Origin of the sequence: Amycolatopsis sp. lyj-109, from assembly GCF_046548995.1 — a bacterium.
Lineage (GTDB): Bacteria > Actinomycetota > Actinomycetes > Mycobacteriales > Pseudonocardiaceae > Amycolatopsis.
In genome coordinates, this window is sequence record NZ_JAJPWR010000049.1 from 1 (window position 1) to 25290 (window position 25290).

The 25290-nt window shown below is 71.3% G+C and carries 26 protein-coding genes and 1 pseudogene; 10 read left to right on the forward strand and 17 right to left on the reverse strand.

Annotated elements, in window-relative coordinates:
- Nucleotides 1-128: 128 nt before the first annotated feature.
- On the reverse strand, nt 129-1295 hold the full coding sequence (locus ACLJQF_RS47810; protein WP_410617256.1) for a DUF2786 domain-containing protein: 1167 nt from the start codon (nt 1293-1295) through the stop codon (nt 129-131).
- Between the two features lie 92 nt (nt 1296-1387).
- Between ACLJQF_RS47810 and dctA the strand changes: the two genes are divergently transcribed.
- The gene (gene dctA, locus ACLJQF_RS47815; protein WP_410617257.1) at nt 1388-2668 is read left to right on the forward strand and encodes a C4-dicarboxylate transporter DctA; all 1281 of its coding nucleotides are present in this window, start codon (nt 1388-1390) and stop codon (nt 2666-2668) included.
- Here the strand turns inward: dctA and ACLJQF_RS47820 are convergent.
- Both ACLJQF_RS47820 and ACLJQF_RS47825 read right to left on the reverse strand, forming a co-directional pair.
- Nucleotides 2665-3153 (reverse strand): MarR family winged helix-turn-helix transcriptional regulator, encoded by a 489-nt coding sequence (locus ACLJQF_RS47820; RefSeq protein ID WP_410617258.1) that lies wholly within the window; start codon nt 3151-3153, stop codon nt 2665-2667. The two genes, dctA and ACLJQF_RS47820, sit on opposite strands and share 4 nt — an antisense overlap.
- A 4-nt stretch (nt 3154-3157) precedes the next feature.
- Nucleotides 3158-4492, reverse strand: coding sequence for a PucR family transcriptional regulator (locus ACLJQF_RS47825; protein WP_410617260.1), 1335 nt, complete (start codon nt 4490-4492; stop codon nt 3158-3160).
- Between the two features lie 122 nt (nt 4493-4614).
- Here ACLJQF_RS47825 and ACLJQF_RS47830 point away from each other — a divergent pair, with 122 nt between their 5' ends.
- The 4 genes from ACLJQF_RS47830 to pucD are packed head-to-tail and all read left to right on the forward strand — an operon-like array spanning nt 4615 to nt 9561.
- Nucleotides 4615-5487 (forward strand): FAD binding domain-containing protein, encoded by an 873-nt coding sequence (locus ACLJQF_RS47830; RefSeq protein ID WP_410617261.1) that lies wholly within the window; start codon nt 4615-4617, stop codon nt 5485-5487.
- Entirely contained in the window at nt 5478-5960 is a 483-nt protein-coding gene (locus ACLJQF_RS47835) for a (2Fe-2S)-binding protein (protein WP_410617262.1), read from the forward strand. The genes ACLJQF_RS47830 and ACLJQF_RS47835 overlap by 10 nt, the downstream gene beginning before the upstream one ends.
- Nucleotides 5957-7297, forward strand: a complete 1341-nt coding sequence (locus tag ACLJQF_RS47840) for an 8-oxoguanine deaminase (RefSeq protein ID WP_410617264.1) — start codon at nt 5957-5959, stop codon at nt 7295-7297. Before ACLJQF_RS47835 ends, ACLJQF_RS47840 begins: the two co-directional genes overlap by 4 nt.
- On the forward strand, nt 7294-9561 hold the full coding sequence (pucD, locus tag ACLJQF_RS47845; protein WP_410617266.1) for a xanthine dehydrogenase subunit D: 2268 nt from the start codon (nt 7294-7296) through the stop codon (nt 9559-9561). The genes ACLJQF_RS47840 and pucD overlap by 4 nt, the downstream gene beginning before the upstream one ends.
- On the opposite strand, the gene ACLJQF_RS47850 is transcribed toward pucD, so the two are convergent.
- The 6 genes from ACLJQF_RS47850 to ACLJQF_RS47875 form a co-directional block, all read right to left on the reverse strand.
- Complete coding sequence (locus tag ACLJQF_RS47850; RefSeq protein ID WP_410617267.1) at nt 9548-11104, reverse strand: glycoside hydrolase family 27 protein; 1557 nt, start codon at nt 11102-11104, stop codon at nt 9548-9550. The genes pucD and ACLJQF_RS47850 overlap by 14 nt on opposite strands.
- Before the next feature lie 105 nt (nt 11105-11209).
- Nucleotides 11210-11764, reverse strand: coding sequence for a TetR/AcrR family transcriptional regulator (locus tag ACLJQF_RS47855; protein WP_410617301.1), 555 nt, complete (start codon nt 11762-11764; stop codon nt 11210-11212).
- Between the two features lie 101 nt (nt 11765-11865).
- The gene (gene pucL / locus ACLJQF_RS47860; protein ID WP_410617269.1) at nt 11866-12747 is read right to left on the reverse strand and encodes a factor-independent urate hydroxylase; all 882 of its coding nucleotides are present in this window, start codon (nt 12745-12747) and stop codon (nt 11866-11868) included.
- Nucleotides 12748-12749: 2 nt separating this feature from the next.
- Nucleotides 12750-13067 carry a hydroxyisourate hydrolase gene (gene uraH, locus ACLJQF_RS47865; RefSeq protein ID WP_410617271.1) on the reverse strand — a complete coding sequence of 106 codons (318 nt, stop codon included), beginning with the start codon at nt 13065-13067 and terminating at the stop codon, nt 12750-12752.
- Entirely contained in the window at nt 13064-13513 is a 450-nt protein-coding gene (locus ACLJQF_RS47870; RefSeq protein ID WP_410617273.1) for a 2-oxo-4-hydroxy-4-carboxy-5-ureidoimidazoline decarboxylase, read from the reverse strand. The genes uraH and ACLJQF_RS47870 overlap by 4 nt, the downstream gene beginning before the upstream one ends.
- 55 nt (nt 13514-13568) lie before the next feature.
- Nucleotides 13569-14045 (reverse strand): helix-turn-helix domain-containing protein, encoded by a 477-nt coding sequence (locus ACLJQF_RS47875; RefSeq protein WP_103350130.1) that lies wholly within the window; start codon nt 14043-14045, stop codon nt 13569-13571.
- A gap of 129 nt (nt 14046-14174) precedes the next feature.
- Here ACLJQF_RS47875 and allB point away from each other — a divergent pair, with 129 nt between their 5' ends.
- Nucleotides 14175-15503 carry an allantoinase AllB gene (gene allB / locus ACLJQF_RS47880; protein ID WP_410617274.1) on the forward strand — a complete coding sequence of 443 codons (1329 nt, stop codon included), beginning with the start codon at nt 14175-14177 and terminating at the stop codon, nt 15501-15503.
- A 1-nt stretch (nt 15504) separates the two neighbouring features.
- Nucleotides 15505-16518 (forward strand): allantoicase, encoded by a 1014-nt coding sequence (gene alc / locus ACLJQF_RS47885; RefSeq protein WP_410617276.1) that lies wholly within the window; start codon nt 15505-15507, stop codon nt 16516-16518.
- Here the strand turns inward: alc and ACLJQF_RS47890 are convergent.
- From ACLJQF_RS47890 to ACLJQF_RS47920, 7 genes and pseudogenes are all read right to left on the reverse strand, one after another.
- Nucleotides 16515-16688 (reverse strand): hypothetical protein, encoded by a 174-nt coding sequence (locus ACLJQF_RS47890; protein WP_410617278.1) that lies wholly within the window; start codon nt 16686-16688, stop codon nt 16515-16517. The genes alc and ACLJQF_RS47890 overlap by 4 nt on opposite strands.
- A gap of 152 nt (nt 16689-16840) precedes the next feature.
- A pseudogene (locus ACLJQF_RS47895) lies at nt 16841-17076 on the reverse strand (MBL fold metallo-hydrolase); the annotation flags it as partial.
- A gap of 15 nt (nt 17077-17091) precedes the next feature.
- The gene (locus ACLJQF_RS47900; RefSeq protein WP_410617279.1) at nt 17092-17568 is read right to left on the reverse strand and encodes a CoA-binding protein; all 477 of its coding nucleotides are present in this window, start codon (nt 17566-17568) and stop codon (nt 17092-17094) included.
- On the reverse strand, nt 17565-18851 hold the full coding sequence (locus ACLJQF_RS47905; RefSeq protein WP_410617281.1) for an O-acetylhomoserine aminocarboxypropyltransferase/cysteine synthase family protein: 1287 nt from the start codon (nt 18849-18851) through the stop codon (nt 17565-17567). The genes ACLJQF_RS47900 and ACLJQF_RS47905 overlap by 4 nt, the downstream gene beginning before the upstream one ends.
- Before the next feature lie 56 nt (nt 18852-18907).
- Nucleotides 18908-20260: a Clp protease N-terminal domain-containing protein gene (locus tag ACLJQF_RS47910; RefSeq protein WP_410617282.1), complete on the reverse strand. Its 1353-nt coding sequence runs from the start codon at nt 20258-20260 to the stop codon at nt 18908-18910.
- The gene (locus tag ACLJQF_RS47915; protein ID WP_410617284.1) at nt 20253-21572 is read right to left on the reverse strand and encodes a caspase, EACC1-associated type; all 1320 of its coding nucleotides are present in this window, start codon (nt 21570-21572) and stop codon (nt 20253-20255) included. The genes ACLJQF_RS47910 and ACLJQF_RS47915 overlap by 8 nt, the downstream gene beginning before the upstream one ends.
- A complete protein-coding gene (locus tag ACLJQF_RS47920; protein WP_410617285.1) occupies nt 21569-21922 on the reverse strand; it encodes an effector-associated constant component EACC1 in 354 nt (117 codons plus the stop codon). The genes ACLJQF_RS47915 and ACLJQF_RS47920 overlap by 4 nt, the downstream gene beginning before the upstream one ends.
- Before the next feature lie 110 nt (nt 21923-22032).
- On the opposite strand from ACLJQF_RS47920, the gene ACLJQF_RS47925 reads away from it, so the two are divergent.
- Nucleotides 22033-22470 carry a VOC family protein gene (locus tag ACLJQF_RS47925; protein WP_410617286.1) on the forward strand — a complete coding sequence of 146 codons (438 nt, stop codon included), beginning with the start codon at nt 22033-22035 and terminating at the stop codon, nt 22468-22470.
- A 3-nt stretch (nt 22471-22473) separates the two neighbouring features.
- Here the strand turns inward: ACLJQF_RS47925 and ACLJQF_RS47930 are convergent, their stop codons facing one another.
- Nucleotides 22474-23295: a carbonyl reductase gene (locus ACLJQF_RS47930; RefSeq protein ID WP_410617288.1), complete on the reverse strand. Its 822-nt coding sequence runs from the start codon at nt 23293-23295 to the stop codon at nt 22474-22476.
- A 70-nt stretch (nt 23296-23365) separates the two neighbouring features.
- On the opposite strand from ACLJQF_RS47930, the gene ACLJQF_RS47935 reads away from it, so the two are divergent.
- A complete protein-coding gene (locus ACLJQF_RS47935) occupies nt 23366-24271 on the forward strand; it encodes a LysR family transcriptional regulator (RefSeq protein ID WP_410617303.1) in 906 nt (301 codons plus the stop codon).
- A gap of 79 nt (nt 24272-24350) precedes the next feature.
- Nucleotides 24351-25205 carry a sigma-70 family RNA polymerase sigma factor gene (locus ACLJQF_RS47940; protein ID WP_410617290.1) on the forward strand — a complete coding sequence of 285 codons (855 nt, stop codon included), beginning with the start codon at nt 24351-24353 and terminating at the stop codon, nt 25203-25205.
- Nucleotides 25206-25290: the final 85 nt, after the last annotated feature.

Below are 25290 nucleotides of genomic sequence, written 5' to 3' on the forward strand. Positions count from 1 at the left end.
GCGGCCGAAGACAGCCTGCCAGGACAATCCTGGACGCCGGCCTGCCGATCTGCCGCAGCTGGTCGTGAGTGGTAATTCGGGTTAGAACCCGAATTACCACTCACGACCAGCCGCGGCAGACCACCTGGTCAGGAGTCGGGCAGGCGGGCGCGGTCGGCGGCCGCCCGGCCCGCACCCCAGCCGTCGTGGCTGCGCACGGTCACCGATTTGTTCACCACTTCGGGGAACAGCTCGGTGAACGTCGCCGCCACCTGCTTCTCGTGCGAAGCCAGTACCGGCAGCAAGTCCGGCTCCTGGGCGATCGTCGATTCGGCCGCCTGCTCGAGCCGCTCGCCGATCCGGGTGGCGTAGGAGACGAGGAACGACTTCCGGAAGTCGCGGGACCGGCGCCCGCGGTCCTCCTGGCCACCGGCGATCATCGCCCGGGTCGCCTGGACGAGCAGCGATGTCGTCAGCAGGGCGACCGAGTCCAGGTCGTCCTCGTCGCCGACGAGGGTGACGAAGTCCCAACGCGGGTCGAAGACCGCCTGGCAGCGGTTGGCCTTCGCGACCACGTGGACCAGGAGCGACTTGGCGTCCGGGTAGGGCGTGTCGAGCCAGAACCGCCGGGACGCCGGGGTGTCCGGCGCCGCGCCCGCCTCGACCAGCACGCGGTCGAGCGCGTGGCGGGTCATCAGCTCCTGCGCCTTGGCCGAAAGCGCCTCGGCCTCTTCCGGGAACGAGCTCGACTCGGCCTTGGCCAGCAGCGCGCGGACCCGGCTCAGCTTCTTTTCGTCGACGTGGTGCCGCACCGGACGCTCGAGCGGGGTCCCTGGCGCGGGTAGGACGACGGTCAGCCTCGGCAGGATCCGCAACAGGCCCAAGGCGTCGATGACCGCCGCCACGGCTTCGGACGGCGTCAGGATGTGCTTCGCCGCCCACTGCGGCAGGTGCGGCTCGGTCTCCGTCCACCAGCGGACGGCGCCCGCCGCGTCGAGCTGCTCCCGCCACTCCGGGTGCACAACGGTGAACTGCCCGGCGTACGCGGCGAGCGTGTCGAGCAGGTACGAGCCGGCGAACTCGTCGAGGTGGCGCTGCGCGGCCTGGTGGAGGTCTTCGGGCAGCCAGCCACGTCGGCACGCCCGGCCGATCAGGTGCTGTCCCGCCCGGTCCGCGGCTTCGGCGAGTTCGGGCGGCAGCGTGAACCCCGGCGCCAGCCGATCGGCGTCCCCAGGGGTCGCCGCGAGCAGCGCGTCACCGAATTCCTCGACCGTCGTCGGCGGCGGGCCGACGCGAACCTGCTTCCGCTTGCCCACCGGCTCAGTCTGCCGGAGTGACTTTTCCGGGCGTCGGGTACGTCACCGCGAGCGTTAACACCACTGGAACATCCGATGCTTAGGGTCCGGCCATGGTGGAGAACAAGAAGCGCTGGTGGACGTCGGTGTTCGTGCAGCTGCTCGTCGCGGTGGTCGCGGGCGTGCTGGTCGGGCACTTCTGGCCGGTGCTCGGCGCCCAGCTCAAGCCGGTCGGGGACGGGTTCATCCGGCTGATCAAGATGATCATCGCGCCGCTGATCTTCTGTGTCGTGGTGACCGGGATCGCGGCCGTCGGCGACATCAAAGCGGTCGGACGAATCGGACTCAAGGCCATCGTCTACTTCGAGGTCGTCACGACGTTCGCGCTGCTGTTCGGCCTGGTCGTGGCGAACGTCTTCCGGCCCGGCGCCGGGCTCGACATCAACCCGGCGACGCTGGACCCGCACGCCGTCACCGCCCAGACCAAGGGCGGGCAGCTGCCGTCGATCGGGGACTTCCTGCTGCACACCATCCCCGACAGCGTGGTGAACGCCTTCGCGCAGAACCAGCTGCTGCAGGTGCTGGTGTTCGCGGTGTTCTTCGGGGTGGCGCTGGCCGCGATCGGGCGGGAGCGGGCGCCGCTGGTGCTCGACTTCTTCGACCAGGTGCAGCAGGTCATCTTCAAGGTGATGGGCTGGATCATGCGGGTCGCGCCGCTGGGCGCGTTCGGCGCGATGGCGTTCATCATCGGCCAGTACGGTCTGTCCACTTTGGGCACCTACGCCAAGCTGATCGCCGCCTGCTACGGCGCGGCCGTGCTCTTCACGCTCGTCCTCGCCGCGATTTCCCGGTTCTACGCCGGGGTCTCGGTCTGGAAGTTCCTCCGCTACGCGCGTGAAGAGTTCCTGCTCGCGCTGGGCACGGCCTCGACGGAGTCGGTGCTGCCGCGGATCATGGTCAAGCTCACCGACGCGGGCTGTTCGCGCGGGGCGACCGGGCTGGTGGTCCCGACCGGGTATTCGTTCAACCTCGACGGCGCGACCATCTACCTGTCGATCTGCACGGTGTTCCTGGCCCAGGCGTTCGGCGTCGAAATGACCCTCGGCCAGCAGCTGCTGGCGGTGCTGATCCTGATGCTGACGTCGAAGGGGATGGCGGGCGTCCCGGGCTCGAGCTTCCTGGCCCTGTCGGCCACGGCCGCGGCGATCGGCGCGTTCCCGGTGGCGGGCGTGGCCCTGCTGCTGGGCGCGGACCGGCTGATGGACTCGATGCGCGTGTTCGTCAACCTGCTCGGCAACTGCGTGGCGACGTTCGTGGTGGCGAAGTCGGAAGGCCAGTTGGACCGGGACAAGCTGCGGGAGACCCTGGACGGAGCGACGCCGGTCGCGGCTTAACGCAGCCGCGGGAGCGCGTCCCGGGCGAAGTGGCTCAACGTCCGCAGGTCGTCGGCGAACCGCTCCCGGTGGTCCTCGGGCAGCGGCCCGAAGAAGAACTGCTCGATGTTTTCCACGTGCACGCGGGTGGCCCGCACGGTCGTCTCCTCGCCGAGTTCGGTCAGCCGGACGAGCTGCACCCGCCGGTCGCTCGGGGAAGCCGTGCGGGTCACCAGCCCGATCGCCACCATCCGGTCGACCAGCCGGGTCGCCCCACCGGTGGTGAGCACCTGTTCCTGGGCGATCGAGCGCATGGTCAGCCCGTCTTCACCGGTCCGGCCCACGATCAGCAGGACTTCGTACACCAGGTGCGTGATCCCGCATTCGCGTTCCAGCGCCCGCCCGAGCAGGTACCCGAGCCGGTGCGCCGCGCCCTGCAGCTGCCCGAAGGCCAGCACGCGGGCGTCGTCCGCCGCCTGCCGGGCCGAACCGATTTCGGGGTCCACGCCCTCATCCTCCCCCCTCCTCCCCGGCGCGCAACGCGAGGTACACGTCGAGCTGATCGGTGAACTCCGTCAGATCCACGCCCAGCAATTCGCCGGCCCGCCCGATCCGGTAGCGCAGCGTGTTGACGTGGACGTGCAACGCCTTCGCCGCCCGGGTGGGCGAGCCCGAGCACTCCAGGAACACCCGGACCGTGTGCACGAGATCCGTGTGCTGCTCGGCGTCGTAGGCCAGCAGCGGCCCGAGCACCCGGCGGCGCAAGGCCGCGCGCACCCCGTCCGGCGCGCCGGCCAGCAGCAGCTCGTGCGCCTCCACTTCACCGGCCCGGACCACCGCCACCCGGCCCGTCTTCCGCGCCGCCACCTCCACGGCGTAGCGCGAACTCGCCACGGCCTCGTCCCGCGGGCCCGGATCGCTGACCCCGCAGAGGATCCGCGAGGCCCGGAGCAGTGGTTCCACAATGGACAGCCCGCCGGGCGAGGGTGCTGCCGCGGCCGCCGCGTACGACGTTTCCCCCGAGGTTTCGAGCAGCAGCGCAGCCGGCAGCAACTCGCTCAGCACGTCCCGGCTCTCATCGCTGCCTTCGGTCCGCAACGCGACAACGCAGACCTCCTCGGGCAACGCCACGGCAGGCCGGGCGGCACGCGCCCGCGTGACCCCGACGAGCCCCGCGACCTCCTCGGCCAGCTCGGCCTGCGCGGTGCTCACCTGCCCGCCGACGGCGATCAGCCACGGCACCGCGTGCCGCCCCTCGACCGGGACCAGGGTCAGCGGCCCGGGCTCGCGGGCCGCGTACCGGCGGACGACGTCCTCGGGCGGCATCGGCAGCGGGGCCGTGCCCGCGACGATTCGACCCAGTCCCGAGAGCACCCAGCAGGGCAGCCCGAGCTCCGCCGAAGCGCGCTCCACCAGTGTCTCGACCGGTGCCTCCGCGGCCGCCTGCAAACGTTTGCGCGCGCTGTCGGACGCGGCCGCCAGCGCCAGCACGACCTGCTCGGTGATCACCGAAAACGACAGGTCGGCGGGCACTTCGAGGAGCGGGATCCGGTGCCGGACGCAGGCGTCGACGACGTCGTCCGGGATGCCGCCCGAGTCGGCGCCGGAGGCGGCCAGCGCCGCCGCGCCCGAACGGGCCAGCGCGGCCACGAACGGCTCGGCGTCGCCCGGCGCGTGCCACCAGAGCAGGCCGGAAAGCACCAGCTCACCGGCCGAGAGGTACCGTCCGGGGTCGGACAGCTCCGTGACGTAGATGCGCGTCACCGGCCGGTCGAGCAGGTCGGTCCCGGCCCGCGGGCGCAGCCGCAGGCCGGCGAGGCCCAGCAGAGTTTTCACCGTCGTCATGAGGCTTGTAGGAAAGCACAAACGCCCCCGCGTCCGCTCCTGTGCGTTTCATGCGTGCTGCCGTTGCCGCCCGGCCGTGATCCGTCGTCTACTGGTCTACCGCGCTCACGAAGGAGCAACCAGTGGAGTTCCTGCGTCCCACGACGCTCGCCGAGGCGCTGGCCCTCAAGGCCGAGCGGCCGGACGCCGTGCCGATCGCCGGCGGCACCGACGTCATGGTCGAGCTGAACTTCGACCACCGGCGCCCGGAGGCCCTGCTCGACCTCACCCGGGTGGGCGAGCTGACCGAGTGGTCCACTGTGGACCACTCGGGCGGCACGGTCCGGCTCGGCGCCGGCGTCCCGTACTCCCGGGTCATCACCGAGCTGGGTGAATCCGTCCCCGCGCTGGCCATGGCGTCGCGCACGGTCGGGTCCCCGCAGATCCGCAACCGCGGCACGGTCGGCGGCAACCTCGGCGCCGCGTCCCCCGCCGGGGACACCCACCCGGTGCTGCTCGCGCTGGACGCACGGGTCGAGGTGGCCTCCGTGCGGGGGACCCGCCTCCTCCGGGCGGAGGAGTTCTACGTCGGCGTGAAACGCCACGCACTGGAGCCGGACGAGCTGATCACCGCCGTCCACCTGCCCGCGCACGCCGGGCCGCAGCAGTTCGCCAAGGTCGGCACGCGCAACGCGATGGTCATCGCCGTCTGCTCCTTCGCGCTGTCGCTGCGCGAAGGCGTGGTGGGCGCCGCGATCGGCTCGGCCGCGCCGACGCCGCGCCGCGCCCGGGACGCGGAGGACTTCCTGGCCGCCGAGCTGCCGTGGACGTCACCCGAGCCGCTGCCGGACTCCCTGAAACGCCGTTTCGGCGACCTGGTCGGCGCGGCCGCCGCGCCGATCGACGACGTCCGCGGCAGCGCCGCGTACCGGAAGCACGCGCTGGGGGTCCTCGCGAGGCGTACGTTGACCTGGGCCTGGGACGAACACCGGACGGGGGAGCGCGCATGCGCCTGAATGTGACGGTCAACGGTGAAGAACGGCAGGCGGACGACGTCTGGGAAGGCGAAAGCCTGCTCTACGTGCTGCGCGAACGGCTCGGGCTGCCGGGTTCGAAGAACGCCTGTGAGCAGGGCGAATGTGGATCCTGCACGGTCTACCTCGACGACGTCCCGGTGTGCGCCTGCCTGGTCGCGGCCGGGCAGGCCGAGGGCCGCGGGGTGCGCACGGTCGAGGGGCTGGCCGACGGCGACACCCTCGACCCGGTCCAGCAGTCCTTTGTGGACGCGGGCGCGGTGCAGTGCGGGTTCTGCACCCCCGGCCTGGTCGTCGCCGCGCACGACCTGCTGAATCGTGTCCCCGATCCGAGTGACGAGGAGATCCGCGAAGCCCTGGCCGGCAACCTCTGCCGCTGCACCGGCTACGAGAAGATCCTCGACGCGGTGCGCGCGGTGGCCAAGGGGACTCTGGGAAAGGACACAGTCGCGTGAGGACGCTCATCGCGAACGCGGCCATCGCCACCATCACCGGCGAGGAGTACGCGAGCGGGCACGTCGTCGTCGAGAACGACCGGATCGCCGCCGTCGGCGACGGCGTGTACACCGGCGAGTTCGACGAACGCATCGACGCTTCCGGCTGCCTGGTCACGCCCGGCCTGATCAACACCCACCACCACCTCTACCAGTGGGCGACCCGCGGACTGGCGGCCGACCACACGCTCTTCGAGTGGCTGGTCGCGCTCTACCCGGTCTGGAGCCGCCTCGACGACGAGATCACGCACGTCGCGGGCACCGCCGGGATGGCGCGGCTGGCGCTGACCGGCTGCACCACCGTCGCCGACCACCACTACGTCTTCCCGCACGACGGCGGCGACCAGGTCGCGGCGCTGGCCGCGGCCCGGCAGCGCATCGGCGTCCGGCTGCACGTCGTGCGCGGGTCGATGGACCGCGGCGAGTCCGACGGCGGCCTGCCGCCGGACAACCTGGTCGAGTCGACCGAGGACGCCCTAACCGGCACGGAAGCGGCGATCGACCGCTTCCACGACGACTCCGCGGGTGCCCACCTGCAGATCGCGGCGGGCCCGTGCTCCCCGTTCTCGGTCACCGAGCGGCTGATGTCCGGCGCGGCCGAGCTGGCCCGGCGCAAGGGCGTCCGCCTGCACACCCACCTCGCCGAGACCGTCGACGAGGAGCAGCAGTGCCTCGCCGAAGCCGGCTGCACGCCCGCCGAGTACGCCGACAAGCTCGGCTGGCTCGCCGACGACGTCTGGCTCGCGCACACCATCCACCTCGCGCCCGAGGCGATCCGCCGGTTCGGCGCGACCGGCACCGGGTCGGCGCACTGCCCGACGTCCAACGGCCGCATCGGCGCCGGCATCGCGCCCGTCCGCGACCTCCTGGACGCCGGGGTCCCGGTCGGGCTGGGTGCCGACGGCGCCGCGTCCAACGAATCCGGCGGCCTCGGCGAAGAACTCCACCAGTCGCTGCTGCAGGCCCGCCAGCGAGGCGGGCCCCGCGGCCTGACCACGCGCGAAGCGCTGTGGATGGGCACGATGGGCGGTGCCCGCTGCCTCGGCCGCGCCGACGACCTCGGGTCACTCGAACCCGGGAAGCTCGCCGACCTGGCCGTCTGGGACCTGACCGGGCTGAACTACGTCGGCATCACCGACCCGGTCGCGGCGCTGGTGCTCGGCACCACGCCACCGCTGCGCCGGCTGTTCGTCGGCGGCAAGGCCGTCGTCGAGGACGGCACCCTGCGCGAAGCCGACGAGTCCGCCATCGCCCGCGAGCTGGCCGCCGCGAGCCTTCGGTTGCGGGAGGGCAGATGACCAGCACCACCTCCGTCACGACGACGACCACGACCGCGAACGGCGTCGGCACGTCGCCGCGGCGGCCCGACGGCACGGTGAAGGTCCGCGGCGAGTTCGCCTACTCCTCGGACCTGTGGCACGAGGACATGGTGTGGGGCGTGACACTGCGCAGCCCGCACCCGTACGCCCGGATCACCGGCATCGACATCGCGGAAGCCCTGGCCGTGCCCGGGGTCCACGCGGTGCTGACGCACGAGGACGTCCCCGGCCTCAACCGCTACGGCCTCGAGCACACCGACCAGCCGGTGCTCGCGTCCGACATCGTGCGCTACCAGGGCGAGCCGGTGGCGCTGGTCGCCGCCGACCACCCGGAGACCGCGCGCCGCGCGATGAAACGGATCGTCGTCACGTACGAAGAGCTGGAGCCGGTGACGGACTCCGAAGCGGCCGTCGCGGGCGAAGGGCCTTCACTGCACGAAGGCGGCAACGTCGTCCGGCACGTGAAGATCCGACGCGGTCCCCAGGATCCCGGCGCCGACGTCGTCGTCTCCGGTGTCTACGAGGTCGGTATGCAGGACCAGGCCTTCCTCGGCCCGGAGTCCGGGCTCGCGGTGCCGGACACCGAAGGCGGCGTCGACCTGTACGTCGCCACGCAGTGGCTGCACGTCGACCAGCAGCAGATCGTCGCCGCGCTGGGACTGCCGATCGAGAAGGTGCGGCTGACCCTCGGCGGCGTCGGCGGGGCGTTCGGCGGCCGCGAGGACCTGTCGATGCAGGTGCACGCGTGCCTGCTCGCGCTGCACACCGGCAAGCCGGTGAAGATGGTCTACAACCGCGAAGAGTCCTTCTACGGGCACGTCCACCGCCACCCGGCGAAGATGTACTACGAGCACGGCGCCACCCGCGACGGCCGGCTCGTGTACGTGAAGACACGCCTGTACCTCGACGGCGGCGCGTACGCGTCCTCGACCGGCGCGGTGGTGGCGAACGCGGCCACGCTCGGCGTCGGACCGTATGCAGTCGACAGTATTTCGGTCGACTGCTGGGGTGTGTATACAAACAACCCGCCGTGTGGCGCGATGCGGGGATTCGGTGCGGTGCAGGCGGCCTTCGGTTACGAGTCGCAGATGGACAAGCTGGCGGTCGCCTGTGGACTGGATCCTGTCGACATCCGCGTCCGCAACGCGATGAGCGAGGGCGACCTGATGCCGACCGGCCAGGTCGTCGACGCCGAAGCGCCGGTCGCCGAGCTGCTGGCCCGCGTGCGCGAGATGCCGATGCCGCCGGAACGGCCGTTCGACCTGCGGCACATGCCGGGCGGGGTGTCGAACACGACGCACGGCGAAGGCGTCGTCCGCGGCATCGGCTACGCCGTCGGGATCAAGAACGTCTGCTTCTCCGAAGGCTTCGACGACTACTCGACGGCCCGGGTGCGCCTGCAGCTGGTCGGCGGCGAGCCGGCCGCGACCGTGCACACCGCGGCCTGCGAGGTCGGCCAGGGCCTGGTGACGATCATGCAGCAGATCGTCCGCACCGAACTCGGCGTCGAGCAGGTGACGATCCTGCCGATGGACACCTCGATCGGCAACGGCGGCTCGACGTCGGCGTCGCGCCAGACCTACGTCACCGGCGGGGCGGTGCAGGCCGCCTGCGTGGCGGTGCGGGCGCGGCTGCTGTCCCGGTTCGACCAGCGGGTGCGCGTCGTCGGCGGCAAGCTCGTCGCGGCCGACGGTCAGGTGGTCGCCGACCTCGTGGACGTCCTCGGCGACGACGTCCACGACGAGACCGTGGAATGGCGGCACCGGCCGACGTACCCGGTGGACCCGGAGACCGGCCAGGGCAACGCGCACGTGCAGTACGCGTTCGCCGCGCACCGGGCGGTCGTCGACGTCGACACCGAGCTGGGCCTGGTCAAGGTGGTCGCGCTGGACTGCGCCCAGGACGTCGGCAAGGCGCTGAACCCCCAGGCCGTGCTCGGCCAGATCCAGGGCGGCTCGGCGCAGGGGCTCGGGCTTGCGGTGATGGAGGAGATCCAGACCTCCGGCGGGAAGATCCGGAACCCCTCCTTCACCGACTACCTGATCCCGACGGTGCTGGACATGCCGCCGATGATCATCGACGTCCTCGAACGCCCGGACCCGCACGCGCCGTACGGCCTGCGCGGCGTGGGGGAGCCGCCGACGATCTCGTCGACGCCGGCGATCGTGGCCGCGATCCGGGCCGCGACCGGGCTCGCGCTCACCCGCGTCCCGGTGCGGCCGGAGCACCTCACGGGGACTTGAGCAGCCAGTTCTGGTTGGCGTCGTCGTTGCAGTTCCACAGTTCGAGCTGCGTGCCGTTGACGTTGCCGGCGGGCTTGTCGCCGCCGGTGACGTCGACGCACAGCCCGGCCTGGCTGATCGAGCCGTCGGCTTCGAGCTTGAACTTCTGGTTCGCGCCGCCGTGACAGGTCCAGGCGACGAGCTTCGTCCCGGCGGTCGTGCCGCCCTTCTCGGCGTCCAGGCAGAGCCCGTCGGCTTCGAGTGTGCCGGCACTGGTGAAGGTCCAGGCCTGGTCGGTGCCGCCGTCGCAGTCCCGGATGTCGGCGATGGTGCCTTCGATGTCGATGCAGCGCGCCGACGACGCGCCCTGGATCGGCTGGGTGGTGCCGATGCTGGTGCCGGACCCCGGTTCGACGCGGTGGATCACGGTGCTGTGCGACGGGACGTTCGCGCTGATCGTGCCGTCACTCGTGGTCAGCTCCTTCGACCACAGGTTGGTCAGCCGGTAGCTCGCCGCGGCGGGCAGCCCGGCCGCGGCGGCCGTCGTCGAGATGGTCTTCGTGGTGCTGTTTTCGTTGAACAGCACGACGGCGACGGCACCGTCCTGGAGGCGTTTCGCGAGGACGTCCAGGCCGTTCCCGGTGGCGATCCGCGTGGCCTGCTTGCCGAGCGGGTCCTGGTCGACGGCGATGACGTCCGGGTTCGAGTACGTCGAGAAGGTGGCGACGCTGGCGGAGCGCAGGTCCGCGCCGGCGATCAGCGGCGCGGCCATCGCCGCCCAGAGCGTGAAGTGCGCGCGGTCCTCCTGGAAGTCCATGCCGTCGCCGACCTCGAGCATGTCCGGGTCGTTCCAGGCCCCCGGCTTCGCGGCGGAGGCGAGGCCGACGTTCTGGCGGTAGATCGCGTCGATGCTGCCCCAGTTGTTGGTGATGTCCCCGGTGGTGCGCCACAGGTTGCCGACGTCCGCGGCCCAGCTCGCGGGGTCGAAGTAGCCCCATTCGCAGATGCTGTAGGTGATCGGGCGGCCGGTGGCGAGCAGCGCGTCCCGCATCGCCGAGTAGCGCCGGACGTAGTCCTGCTGGGTGGTGCTGTCGTTGTGGCAGTTGTCGTACTTGAGGTAGTCGACGCCCCAGCTCGCGAAGAGGTTCGCGTCGGCCTGTTCGTGCCCGAGGCTGCCGGGGTAACCCTGGCAGGTCATCGTGCCGGCGTCTTCGTAGATCCCGAACTTCATCCCGCGGGCGTGGATGTAGTCGCCGAGCGCCTTGAGGCCGCTGGGGAACTTCGCGGGATCCGCGACGAGGTTGCCGCTCGCGTCGCGGGACCAGGTCATCCAGCAGTCGTCGAGGTTGACGGAGGTGTAGCCGCGGTCGCGCAACCCGGAGCTGACCATCAGGTCGGTGGTCTGCTCGACGAGGGTTTCGTTGATGGTGCACTCGAAGGTGTTCCAGGTGTTCCAGCCCATCGGCGGGGTGCGGGCGAGGCCGTTCTCGAGGGCTTCGGCCGGACTGGTGAGCATCGCGGAAATGGCTGCTGCGGCTGCGGTGGCGGCAAGGACTCGGCGCATGGCGGCTCCAACCGAACGACGGTGTGAGGCAGGAGGACTAGACCACTACGCTGTTGCTTGCTGAGTGGTCAAGCGCCATGTTGGTGACTTGCGTTCAATTCCCGACTAAAGTTGTGCACTTTCGAGCCGTCGGGCGACGTCGACGGTCGCGGCCCCGGCGACGGCCATGGCTTCGGTGTCCCGCAGCGCGCGGCAGAGGACGAAGGCGCCTTCGAGGTTGTTGACGGCGGTGATGGTGAGCGTCCGGGCGGCTTCCCGGCTGAGCCCGAACTTCGCGAACTTCTCGGTCCCGGCGTCGATCCAGGCGGTGAAGACGTCGGCGGTGGCCTGCCGCAGCGGCTCGTTGGTGGAGGCGACCTCGAGGGCGACGGTCGCGATCGGGCAGCCTTCGACGTAATCGGTCGCTTCGAGGGTCGCGATCCCGGCGGCGAAGAAGGCCTCGATCCCGCTGACGAGGTCTTCGGCCGGGCCGATGAAGAGGTCGAAGAGGGCGATGTAGGCGAGCCCGGAGGTGCGGATGACCTCTTCGCCGAGCTGCTCTTTCCCGCCGGGGAAGAAGTGGTAGAGGGACCCGAAGGGCGCGTTGGCCTCGGCGACGATCTGCTTCAGGCCGGTGCCGGCGTAGCCGTTGCGCCGGAAGAGCTCGGCGCCGGCGGCCATGATGCGTTCCTTGGTCCCTGCCACCCCTCGATGATAGAGCGTTCTATCAACGTTGCTTTCACGTGAAAGCTACGCCCGTCGCTTTCACGTGAAAGCGGCGTTCAGTGGAGGTCCCAGGCCGGGCCCGGGTCTTCGGCGTCGTCGCGCAGGATCGTGCCCTCGATCAGCCCGTACGGCCGGTCCGCCGCGTAGAACACCTCGTTGTCGTTCTTCAACCCGAACGGGCTCAGGTCCACCAGGAAGTGGTGCTTGTTCGGCAGCGACAGCCGCACCTCGGCGACCTCTTCACGGGCCTTCAGCACCGCTTCGCCCATCGCATACAGCGTCTGCTGCAGCGAAAGGCTGTGCTTCGTCGCGAACGTCTCCAGCATCACCCGCCGGATCTCGCGGTGGCTCGACGCCCAGTCGATGTCCTCGCCCTGGCAGCGCCACTTGGCCGTGACGGCGGTGGCCAGGATCCGGTCGGTGGTCTCGGAGAGGGTCGTGTATTCGTCGCGGGGGAAGCCGTGGAACTCCGAGCCCGTCGACTTCAGCAGCGTCAGGCCGTCGATACCGGACACGACCCACGCGCGGTCGCCCTGGACCGTCACCGCCGTCGTGCGGCGCTCGTCGCCGGAACGGCTGAACGCGTGGTCGTGCGGCTCGCCGCCGACCGGGATCCGGTCCCAGCCGTGCTCGTCGATCTTGACGCGCGCGCCGGTGATGTTCTCCTGCGTGCCGGTGAAGTGCCGGGCCAGGCGCAGGCCGAAGTCCTCGATCTCGCCGACCGGTGCTTCCTTCGCGAAGGCGTACACGGTGTTCTTCTGCGTGTCCGTCGCCAGCACTCCGGCGTTGTCGCCGGTCAGGTGCGTCGCGGCCAGCTCGCCGCGCAGCGACGTCGACACCGTCAGGTCCTTGAGGTGGTGCACCGGGCCGTCGCGGCGCACCGTGACCAGACGGACCTCCGCCTTGCCGTACTGGTTGGGGCCCAGGGTGATGGCCACGGTCAGCTCCCTCGGTAGGTCGAATAGGCGAACGGGCTGAGCAGGAGCGGCACGTGGTGGTGCGCGCTCGCGTCGGCGATCCGGAAGGTCAGCGCGACCTCCGGGAAGAAGGCGTCCGGACCCAGGTAGGCGCCGGTGTCGAAGATCAGGCGGTAGCCGCCGGGCGCCAGGGTTTCCGGGCCGAGGTCGCGGATGCGGCCGTCGTCGTCGGTACGGCCTTCGGCGATCGGCTTGCCCTCGGCGGTCTCGAAGCGGACGGTGATCCCCGGTGCCGGACGGCCGGTCGCCGTGTCGAGGACGTGGGTGGTCACGAGGCTCACGCGGTCACCGCTTTCGCGAGTCGGAGTTCGGCGATCTTCAGCAGCTCACGGCCGGCGACGGCGAGTTCGGTCGCCGGGTCGTTGTTCAGTCGTTCGCGGAGGATCTTCAGCAGTTCGCCGCCGCTGCGGCCGCTCGCGCAGACCAGGTAGACGTGCCCGAACTTGGCTTCGTATTCGGCATTCGCCGCCGCGAACGCCCCGGCATTGTCCACACCGGACTGTTCCGACCGGGCCCAGCCGCTCGCCGGTTTCTCGCCGATCCGCGGGTGCGCGGCCATGGCCTGGCGGATCTCGTCGCTGCTCAACGGCAGGTCGGCGGCGGCTTTCAACCCGTCGACGTCGGCGTACGGGCGCCCGGCCAGCACGGTGTCGACCCACCGGGGCACGGCGAGGCATTCCGTCAGCAGCGGGCGGACGTCGGCGGTGTTGAAGTCGGTGAGCAGCACGGGCTGACCGTACGTCGGCGCCGGAGTTCCGTCAACATTTTGTTGAAAGCGCTGGTCAGTCCGCTTCCCGGTTGAGGTAGTTGTAGACGGTGAACCGCGTGACGCCCAGCGCGTCCGCCACCGACGAGACGGATTTCCGCAGCCCGAAGGCGCCGCGTTCGCGCAGCAGCCGCACCGCGCGCTGCTTGCCCGCGCGGTCGAGTTCCCCCAGCTTGGCGCCCAGTTCCCGCTCGACGTCGGCGATCAGCCGGGCCAGCGCGTCGTTCAGCTCGACGACGGGGGCGCTCCCCGGGTCGTCGGCCCGGCGCAGCTGCAGCGTGACCCGCGTCGCGCCGCCCTCCAGCGCTGCTTTCGCGATCGCCGGGAGAGCTTCGAGCAGTTCCTTCGCCTCGCCGCGGGCGAGCGTGCCGAGCGGGCCGAAATCGGTGTCCAGCCCGGCTTCCGCGGCGGCGTCGCGGGCGGCGACGGCGTGTTCGGGCGGCGAACCCTCGCCGTGGAACGGTTCGCTGGTGAACTCCGCTTCAAGCCGCACAGGGATGACCGTAACGCGCCGCGTCCGTCGTTGACGAGCGGCGCGGGCCGTGGTTACTGTCGTTGAGCGAAACCGTCTTTCCGTTCTGTGAAATCGGCGGTGGTCATCCTCCCGGCGAAGGGCTTTCGGATGGATCTTGTGGTGCGCGCCGCACGGGCCGTGACGCCCGCGGGCGAAGTCCCGGCGACCGTCGGCATCGACGGCGGCCGGATCGTCGCGGTCGAACCCGGCGGCGCGGCGCTGGCCGGCGACCGCGTCCTCGACCTCGGCGACGACGTCGTGCTGCTGCCGGGGCTGGTCGACACGCACGTCCACGTCAACGACCCCGGCCGCGCCGAGTGGGAGGGCTTCGAGACGGCGACCCGCGCGGCCGCGGCGGGCGGGGTGACCACGATCGTGGACATGCCGCTGAACAGCCTGCCGCCGACCGTCGACGTCGCGGCGCTGGAGGTCAAGCGGAAGGCGGCGACCGGCCGGGTGCACGTCGACGTCGGCTTCTGGGGCGGCGCGATCCCCGGCAATGTCGGAGACCTGCGAGGTCTGCACGACGCCGGGGTGTTCGGCTTCAAGTGCTTCCTGCTGCACTCCGGCGTCGACGAGTTCCCGCCGCTCGATCCGGCCGGGCTCGACGAAGCGTTGCGGGAGCTGAGTTCCTTCGACGCGCTGATGATCGTCCACGCCGAGGACGCCCACGAGATCGGCGAAGCGCCCCAGCCGCACGGCGGTCGCTATGTCGACTTTCTGCACTCGCGCCCGCGGCAGGCGGAGAACCTCGCGATCACCCACGTCATCGAGGCGGCCCGGCGCAACTCGGCGCGGGCGCACATCCTGCATCTGTCCTCTTCGGACGCGCTGCCGCTGATCGCCGCGGCGCGCCGCGACGGCGTGGCCCTGTCGGCGGAGACCTGCCCGCACTACCTCAGCTTCGTCGCCGAGGAGATCCGCGACGGCGCGACGCAGTTCAAGTGCTGCCCGCCGATCCGGGAGGCGGCCAACCGCGAGCTGCTCTGGCAGGGCCTCGCCGACGGCGTCATCGACACGATCGTCAGCGACCACTCGCCGTGCACACCGGAGCTGAAACGCTTCGACAGCGGCGACTTCGGCCAGGCGTGGGGCGGGATTTCCAGTCTCCAGCTGGGGCTGCCGGCGATCTGGACGCAGGCGCGGCAGCGCGGTTTCGCGCTCACCGACGTCGCTGCATGGATGGCCGAGCGCCCGGCCGCGCAGGCCGGGATGCGCCGCAAGGGGCACCTGGCGGTCGGGTACGACGCCGACTTCTGCGTGTTCGCGCCGGACGAAGCCTTCGTGGTCGACGTCGCGAAACTGAAGCACCGCAACCCGGTCAGCGCCTACGACCGGCGGCCGCTCGCCGGCGTCGTGCGCTCGACCTGGCTGCGGGGCACCGAAATCACCGGCGACGAGCCGCGCGGCGCGCTGCTGACCCGGGGCAACTGCTGAAATGGAGGCTCTGGTGACCGACCGTCCGGAGTGGACAGAACTGCCCGACCTCGCGTCCCGCCGCTTCGGCGGCACGGTGATGTGGGCGACCGACGAGCTGTTCGCCGAGAAGGAGAACCTGGTCAACCCGTGGGTACCGGCGCACCGCGCGGAGACGTTCGGTCCGAAGGGCCAGGTCTACGACGGCTGGGAGACCCGCCGTCACCGCGAACCGGGCGACGACCAGGCCATCGTCCGGCTCGGCCTGGCCGGCACGATCACCGGCGTCATCGTCGACACGGCGTTCTTCAAGGGCAACTACCCCCCGCACGTTTCGGTTGAGGCGGCGTCGCTCCCGGGCTACCCGTCGGCGGCGTCGGTGGCTTCGGCGGAGTGGGACGTCGTGGTCGACCACGCCCCGGCCGCGGGCCACACGGAGAACTTCTACGCGGTCAACGGTTCGCGGCGCTACACGCACGTGCGGCTGACCCAGCACCCGGATGGGGGAGTGGCGCGCCTGCGCGTGCACGGCGCGCCGATCCCGGACCCGGCGCTGCTCGACCTGGACGCGCTGGACCTGGCGGCGCTGGAGAACGGCGCGATCGTCACGGGCTGCAGCAACCGGTTCTATTCGTCGCCGAACAACATCCTCTCGCCGGGGCTGGCGGCCCATCAGGCGGAGGGCTGGGAGACGGCCCGCCGCCGCGACGCCGGCAACGACTGGGTGACGCTCCGGCTGGCCGGCGCCGGGATCGTCCGGTTCGCGGAGCTGGACACGAGCAACCTGAAGGGCAACGCGCCGGGCTGGGCGTCGGTGAGCGGCCGCGAGACGTACGGCGAGTGGGTGGAGTTGCTGCCGAAGACGCGGTTGCAGCCGGACACCCGGCATCGGTTCGCGCTACCGGACGGCCCCGAGGTGACGGAGGCGAGGCTGGACATCTACCCGGACGGCGGCCTGGCGAGGTTGCGGCTGTTCGGGCGGCTCACGGAAGCGGGCCGGACGAACCTGAAGGCCCGGTTCGCGAAGACCCGCTAGTTCGCGCCGGGCCGGTTGAGGTAGGCCGAGGCGAGCGACAGCACGCAGGCGCAGCCGACGATCGCGCTCACCCACCACTCCAAGCCCACGACGATGCTCCAGACGAAGCCCCCCGCCGCGAGGACGGCGACGAGGACGTTCCGGAACTGCAGCGGAGTCGGCTTGGCCATGCCGCCAGCCTCTCACGGCGCTGAGCCGGCCCGTCGTGGGCTCCCCGGCCGCGGCGCAGCAACGTCTTGAATGACTCATTCATGACCTCCCACGCCATGAATGAGTCATTCAAGACGTGCGGCGAGCCTGCCCGGCGTCACACCGAGGCGTTGTCCCCGCTCAGCCGCGAAGCCCCCTCCGGCCCGTGCAGCGCCGGAACCGCCGTCACCGTCAGCGGCCCGACCCGCGCCGAATCCCACGGCCCAGGCCTTGCGCTGTCCCGCCGAGCCGCTCGGCCCCACTGGGCGTGGTCAGCGTCAACGGCACCGTCGCGAGGTATGCGCGGCCCCGGTCGTCGAGGTTGTCGGGGTGCTGGTCGTGCGACAACAGGACGGCGTCGACCACCCCGGCCGTCGTCTTCCCCTACGGTGCCGACTGCCGCCGCGAGCTGAGCACGCCGGTGTTGAACCCGGCCAGGTGCAGCCCGCCCGCGAAGCGCGCGTGCTCGATCTTCACGCACCGGTTCATCACGACGTCCAGCCCGGCCTCCCGGGCCCGGCCGGCCACCGGCTCGTGCCACAACCCGAGTTGCAGCCACAGCGTCCGCGCGCCGGCGTCGATGACCTCCTCGGCGACCTGCGGCAGGTCGTCGTGCCTGCGGAACACGCTGACCAGGTCGGGTGTGCCCGGGACGTCCTTCAGCGACGCGTAGACCGGCTTCCCGAAGAGCGTGTCCAGGCGCGGGTTGACGAACTCGACCTCGTAGCGCGTCGACGAGAGCAGGTAGGTCGCGACGAAGTAGCTGGGCCGCGCCGGGTTGGCGGACGCGCCGACCAGCGTCACCGACTTCGTCCGCTGCAGGATCGCGCGGCGCTCGACCGCGCTGACGTCATGCGTCATCCGGCCACCGCCTTGCCCAGCGCCTGGTCGAGGTCCCAGAGGATGTCGTCGACGTCCTCCAGGCCGACCGACAGCCGGATCAGGTCGGGCCCGACACCCGCGGCGGCGAGCTGCTCCTCCGACAGCTGCGCGTGCGTGGTCGACGCCGGGTGGATGACGAGCGTCCGCGCGTCCCCGACGTTCGCCAGGTGCGACAGCAGCTCCACCGATTCGACGAACTTCTCGCCGGCCGCGCGGCCGCCGTCGATGCCGAAGGAGAACACCGCACCGGGTCCGGCCGGCAGGTAGCGCCGGGCCAGTTCGTGGTGCGGGTGCGACGGCAGCCCGGCGTAGGACACCCAGGCCACGCGCGGGTCGGTTTCGAGGTACTCGGCGACCGTCCTGGCGTTGGCGACGTGCGCGTCCATCCGCTGCGGCAGCGTCTCGACCCCTTGCAGCAGCAGGAAAGCCGAGTGCGGCGAGAGTGCCGCGCCGATGTCCCGCAGCTGCTCGGCGCGCAGCCGGGTGCAGAACGCGTACTCGCCGAAGTTCTCCCAGTACTTCAGGCCGCCGTAGCTGTCGACGGCCTCGGTCATCCGCGGGAACTTCCCGTTGCCCCAGTCGAACTTCCCGGACTCGACGATGATCCCGCCGAGCGTCGTCCCGTGCCCGCCGAGGAACTTCGTCGCGGAGTGCAGCACGATGTCGGCGCCGTGCTCGATCGGGCGGCACAGGTACGGCGTCGCCAGCGTGGCGTCGACGACCAGCGGGATGCCGTGGGCGTGCGCGAGGTCCGCCAATGCGGCGAGATCGGCGATGCCACCGCCGGGGTTGCCGATGACCTCGGTGTAGAGCAGCCGCGTCCGGTCGGTGATGGCGGCGGCGTAGTCGTCGATGCCGCCGCTGACGAAGGTCGTCTCGACGCCGAAGCGCCGGAGTGTGCCGGTCAGCTGGGTGACGGTGCCGCCGTAGAGCCCGCTCGCGGACACGATGTGGTCGCCGGCCTCGGTGAGCGCGCTGAAGGTGAGGAACTCCGCGGCCTGCCCGCTCGCGGTGGCGACCCCGCCGATGGCCCCTTCGAGGCTGGCGATCCGCTCTTCGAAGGCGGCCACGGTCGGATTCCCGATCCGGCTGTAGATGTTGCCGTACTTCTGCAGCGCGAAGAGGTTCGCGGCATCGGCGGCGTCTTCGAAGACGAAGCTCGTGGTTTGGTAAATCGGCACGGCCCGCGCGCCGGTGGCGGGATCGGGCGTACCGCCCGCGTGCAGGGCACGGGTGCGGAAGCCCCAGCTGCGTTCACTCATCGTGGTTCACCGTACGGCCGGGTCGGAGGCGTCGCCATCCGTTCCAGCGGGTGGTCTCAGCCGATCCGCCAGATCTCGGTGTCCACCCCGCCGTAGACCTGCAGGAATGCTTCCGGCACCGGCCGCGCCGCTTGCCCGCGGTAGGCCGGTTCGATCCGGCCCAGGAGCTCCGCCTCGATCTTCCACTCGTTGCGCAGGTCCTGCATGGTCCGGCTGAGGTCGGCCTCGCTCAGGTTCGGCGATCCGGTGGTGCGGGCACAGGCCTCGTCGATGAGATCGATGGCGCTCCTCGGCAGGCGGTGCTGCCGGTCGTACCGCGAGGCCAGCCCCACGGCCGTGGCGAGCACTTCGTCCTCGATCGTGAGGTGGTGGTGGTCGACCAGCCGGTCGCGCATGACCCGCAGCACCGCCACCGCCGCGTCCGGAGACATTTCCACCACCTGGACGGGCTGGAACAGTTGCGCCAGGACGGGGCTTTCCGCGTTCACCCGGCGATAGCTTTCGGGTGTCGCGGTGCACCCGACGATGACGTCACCGTGCAGGACAGCCGCGCTCAGGATCTCGGAGTGGTTGCCGTGCAGCAGATCCGAGATGTCGTCGAGCACCAGGATGACGTCGTCGCGGGTCCGGACTTCGGCCAGCGCTTTGCGCAGATCGCCGTCGTCGCGGCCATCGTGCGAGAGGGCGTGCACCTCCTTGCCCTTGAGCCGCGCCGGCACTTCACCGGTGACGATCCGCTGGGCGAGACCGTCGAAGATCGCCGTCTTGCCGACCCCGTGCTCGCCGACGAGCACCGGGTTGTGCCGCGTCCGGCGGCAGAGGACCTGGACGAGCCGGTCGATCTCCTTGGTCCGGCCGACGATCGGATCCAGTGCGTCGTCGTGGGCGAGGCCGGTGAGACTGCGCCCCAGCTGTCCCGGCGGCGACGGCCGGTTCGGCGCCTGTTTCGCCGGTTCGGCTGCCCGAGTCGTTTCCGGATCGGAGGCGAAGTTCAGGACGGTTTGCCGAAGGTCCTGGAGTGGGATGCCGAGGTTGGTCAGTACCTGAATGGCGACCCCGTCGCCTTTGCGGATCAGACCCAGCAAGAGGTGTTCGGTTCCGATGTGCTTGTCTTTGATCCGCAAGGCCTCTCGTAGAGCGAGCTCCAGAACCTTTTTGGCTCGAGGCGTGAACGGAAGGTGCCCCTCGGTGGGCACGGCGCCCAGGCCGACGACCTCTTGTACCTCCCCGCGGATCACCTCAGCAGTGAGACCGTGGTGTCGCAGTGCGCGACTGGCGACTCCTCCAGCTTCTTCGGCCATCGAGATGAGGAGGTGCTCAGTCCCGATTTGGTTGTGGTTCAAGCTCCAGGCCGCCTGCTGGGCCAGAACGATGATGTTTCGCGCGTGATCGGTGAACCGTTCAAACATGCTCGGCGACCTCCGGCGAGAGCAGTGTCAGGTCGCGCCGCACCCAGCCGGTCTGCGGCGCGTCTTCGCCCAGATGGATCTTCTGCATCGTGAGCAGTTCCCTCAGGAGCGCGGCACTCTCCTCGACCCGGCCCGTCAGGGCGAGGTTGATCGCGAGGACGTGCTGAGCTCGCCAGCAAGCCGGGTCCAGGTGACCCAGGACGCGGCGCATATCCGGCAGCAGCGCGCGAAGCAGGGAGATCGCTTCGTCTCGCAACCCGGACTCGCCGAGGTTCACCGCGAGGAGATGCCGCGACCGCAGCGTGCCGGCGTGCTCGTTGCCGAGTTCGGCGGACTGCCGGGCGAGCAGGGTGCGCAGCCGGTCGATCGCCTCCGCCGGGTCGCCGCCCTCGCCGATCGCGTGAGCGACGAGTTGCTCGGTCCGCCAGACCTTCCCGTGCCGATCGCCGAGGAGCGCCTGCTGGCGAGCGAGGATCTTCTCCAGGTCCGGTAGCTGCGCCGGCCAGCTCACGGCCCGGCCCTGCCGGACGATCTCGGCGATCCGCGCGTCGAGATCCTCTTCGCTCTCGGCCGAGATGGCGTGGTTGCGCGCGATCCGGAACCGGCCCGAATTCTGGCTCCCGCGCTTCTGCGGCCGGGGCAACCCGGCCGCCGTCATCATGGCCGACAGGTGCTGGTAGACGTCGTCGACCGTCAGGTATTCGCCCGCTTCCGGGATCCCCGTCTTCAGTACCCGCAGCAGCCGGCCGGTGAACGCGGTGTGCGGCTCGCCGTCGAGCACGAGGGCGACCTGGTCGCGCTGGGCGGACGTCATCAGGTAGGTGCCGTCGATGTCGAGCTGGCCGACGACCGCCCCGACCGGATCGGCGAGCGTTTCTCCCATCGCCCGGCCCGAGTAGCAGGAGTCCAGGATGACGACCTTCGTGCGCGCCGGGCTGTCCAGGATCCGGTCTCGCAGCGCGGCGTAGGACAGGGACCCGAACGTGGGGTCTTCGAGGTCGCTTTCGGGCAGGCCGAGGTACAGCTCGTGCCGGCGGCCGATGATGCCGTGGCCGACGAAGTAGACGACCAGGAGACCCGTCGCGCCCGCCATCGCGTCCCGGATCCGCCGGCCCAGCTGGGCGATGTCCGGTTCGTCGAGCAGAACCGTGCAGTGCTCGGACTGGACGAGCCCGTGGTCCGGGTCGGTGAAGACGTCCCGCATGTCGTTCAGGCACTGTTCGACCACGGGAATGGGAGGGAGGCGCTCGTCGGTGTACTGGGACGTGCCGATGAGGACGACGCGCGATTCCTCCCGGACCGCGAGCGTCATGCCGATTCGCCCTCCCGGAACAAGCGGTCGAGAATCGTTTCGATGTCGTCCGAGCCGACTCGGTCAGCATCGATCGTGGTCTCCTCGCCGCTTTCGCCACGGCGCACCCGGAGGACGACGTGCTTGCCACGGGGCCGCTGAACCCACGCCTTCACCGCGGAGGCGAGCACGGTCAGGGCCCCGCCGCTGCCGACCGAAATGACAACCGCGTCCGCGATCGTCCCCAGTTCGCCCGGCTTCGGGGCCGCGTAGCGTTTCCGCACCGCCGGTCCCAGCTCGGGATCGCCGCGCAGCCAGTCGAGCAAAGACTCCTGGAGCGCTGGGTCGTTCACGGAAACGGCGATGTCCATGCGAATGCTCGCCCACCCTCTCGGCCGGTGCAACGTGCCGGGGATGTCGTGGAGACATTCCGTCTTGTTACGCGCGGTGCCCGCTGCCCATCGCGGCTACGCTCCACCCCGTGACGGTGCGCTGGAGCGTGACGATCGACTGCGCGGACCCCCGCGCACTGGCCAGGTTCTGGGCGGTGGCCCTCGGCTACATCGAACGCCCGCCCCCGGCGGGGTTCGTGAGCTGGGAAGCGTGGTTCACCCAGCACGGCGTGCCCGAGGGCGAATGGGGCGACGGCGCGTACCTGGCCGATCCCGAGGGCGTCCTGCCGAGCCTGAGCTTCCTCAAGGTCCCCGAAGGGAAGGTCGCGAAGAACCGCGTCCACCTGGACGTCCAGGCCGGTGGCGGGCGCGAGGTGCCGTGGGAGACGCGCTGGGAGCGGGTCGTGGAGGCGATCGCCCGGCTGACCGCCGCGGGCGCGATCGTCCTGCGCGAGGACAAGCTGGACGGCCGCCCCGACCACTTCGTGCTGGCCGATCCCGAGGGCAACGAGTTCTGCGTGCTCTGACCGTCAGCCGCTCGTCCACGGCAGCACGCGGCCGAACCGGACCAGCTCGCCGTAGGTCGCCGGGTCCACGTCGGCGAACACCAGGTCCAGGACCGCCCGCGCCGCCTCGTCCGGTGGCTGGGCCTGGCTGAAGTCGCTGAACCACGGCCGGGAGGCCCGCGTGTCCACCAGGCCCGGGCAGACCGCCGCCACCAGGGTGCCGTTGGCCAGGTCGGCGTCCCGGCGTTCGGCCGCCACCGCACGCACCGCCGCGACCTGGGCGACCTTCGACGGCACGTTGATCCAGTCCGGCCAGCCCTGTTCGGCGGCCGTGCCGTCGTGGATCGCCGTGCGCCAGTCCTCGACCGCCTTCTCCACTTCGTCCAGCGAGACGCCGTCGAAGCGCGGCCGCAGCGGCTCGGGCAGGTGGCCCAGGGTGCCCAGCGAGCTGGCGACGACGAGCAGCCGCCCGCCCGGCCGCAGGACCGGCCCGAACGACCGCAGCACCGCGTGGGTGCCGCCGTTGGCGACGTCGAGGAACACGTCGGCCTGCTCGGCCTGCGGGCGGCCGGGGGACAGCGGGCCGATGGCGTTCGAAAGCACGATGTCGGCCGGCTCGGCGAAGCGGGCGACCGCGGCAACGTCGGAGACGTCGAGGACGCGGCCCTCGACCCGGCTGCGCGTGGCCGGATCGGCGGCGACGGTGGCGGCCGCCGAGGCCACCCGCCCGGCGTCGCGGCCGGTGAGCAGGACGAGGTCTTCGGGAGCCAGCCGGGCGGCGAGGCCGCGGACGAGGGCGAAGCCGAGGCCCTGGTTGGCCCCGGTCACCACGGCGATGCGTGTCATACCTGCACGCTAGGTCCGTCCGAGGCATGCGAAAAGCGAGAATCGAGCAACCCTGGTATGCGTGAACGTCATGGACTTCGGTGACGTCTCCCTGGTGGCCCTGCGCGTGTTCCGCGAGGTCGCCGAACGCGGCACCCTGACCGCGGCCGCGGCGGCGCTCGGCTACACCCAGTCCGCGGTGTCGCGGCAGATCGCGTCCCTCGAACGGGTGGCCCGGACACCCGTGCTGGAGCGGCGTCCCGGCGGCGTCCGCCTCACGGCCGCCGGGAACATCGTGCTGCGCCGGGCGATCGCGGTGCTCGACGAGATCGACGCCGCCGGGCGCGAGCTGGCCGGGCTGCCCGCCGACGCCGGGACAGTCCGCCTGGGCTGGTTCCCCAGCGCGGGCGCGGTCCTGGTGCCCCGCGCCGTCGCCGAACTGCGGCGCACGCACCCCGCCGTCACCGTCGTCACCCGGGAGGGCACGACCCCGGTCCTCGTCCGGGCGCTGCGCGCGGGCACCGTCGATCTGGCCGTGCTCGGCTCGGTCCCGCCGTTCCGCCCGCCGGACGCCGAGACGCCGGCGCTGCGCCTGGAGACGCTCGCCGAGCGCAGCCTCCGCCTCGCCGTGCCCGCGGGCCACCCACTGGCCGGTGCCGGCCCGGTCGACGTCGCGGACCTGCGCGGGCAGCGCTGGATCGCCGGCCCGCCGTCGGGGGAGGAGACGCTGATGGGTGTCTGGCCGGGGCTCGACGAGCGGCCCGAGATCGCCCACACCGCCCGCGACTGGCTGGCGAAGCTGAACTTGGTCGCCGCCGGGTGCGGGCTGACGACGTTGCCCGCTTCGCTGGCCGAGGCCGTGCCGCCGGGAGTACGGGTGCTGGACGTGCGCGGTGGCCCGTCGGAGCGGCGGCGAGTGGTGCTGGCGCGCCTCCCGGGGCCGATGCCGGAGCCCGCGGCCCTGCTGGCCGACGTCCTGCGCGCCGCTGCCGGATGACCCAGATCACGGCCATTCCGGTCACATCGGTCCCCGCCGCGGGGTCTACTGCTACGAACGGCGGAAGGAACGGGACACGGTGGACACGCTGACCGAGCGGTTCGAGCAGGAGCGGCCGCGGTTGCGCGCGGTCGCCTACCGGATGCTGGGTTCGGCGGCCGAAGCCGACGACGCCGTCCAGGAGGCGTGGCTGCGGTTCCACCGCACCGATGCCGGCGAGATCGACAACCTCCCCGCCTGGCTGACGACCGTGGTCGCCCGGGTCTGCCTGTCCCTGCTGCGCACGCGCCGCAACCACCGCGAGGAGCCCCTCGACGGGCAGCCCGAGCCGGACGACGACCGCCGCGACCCGGGGCAGGAGGCCGAGCTGGCCGACACCGTCGGGCGGGCGCTGCTGGTGGTGCTGGACGCGCTGGGCCCGGCCGAGCGCGTCGCGTTCGTGCTGCACGACATGTTCGCGGTGCCGTTCGACGAGATCGCGCCGGTGATCGGCAAGACCCCGGCCGCCGCCCGGCAGCTCGCCAGCCGCGCCCGCCGCCGGGTGAAGGGCGGGGCCGCCGCGGACGCGGACCTGCCCCGGCGGCGCAGGGTCGTCGAAGCCTTCCTGGCCGCATCGCGCGGCGGCGACTTCGAAGCACTCCTGGCCCTGCTCGACCCGGACGTGGTGCTGCACGCGGACCGGTTCGCCGGTCCGAGCCCGGCGCCGATCGTGCTGCGCGGCGTCGAGAGTGTGCGCCGCGGCGCGATCCTGGCGTCGGAGCGGGCCCGCGCCAGCGAACTCGCCCTGGTCGACGGCGCTCCCGGCCTGCTCATGGTGCGCGACGGGCGGCTGGCGGTCGTCCTGGCGTTCCGCGTCGACGGCGACCGCATCTCGGGCATCGACGTCATCGCCGATCCGGAGCGGCTCGCGGCGCTGGAGCTGGCGGTTCTTTAGCGTGCGCGCGCCGGGAAAAGCGCCCCAAGGCGGCCTTGGTTGCGTCTGACGCACCGAAGGCCGCCTTGGGTGCGTCAGACGCACC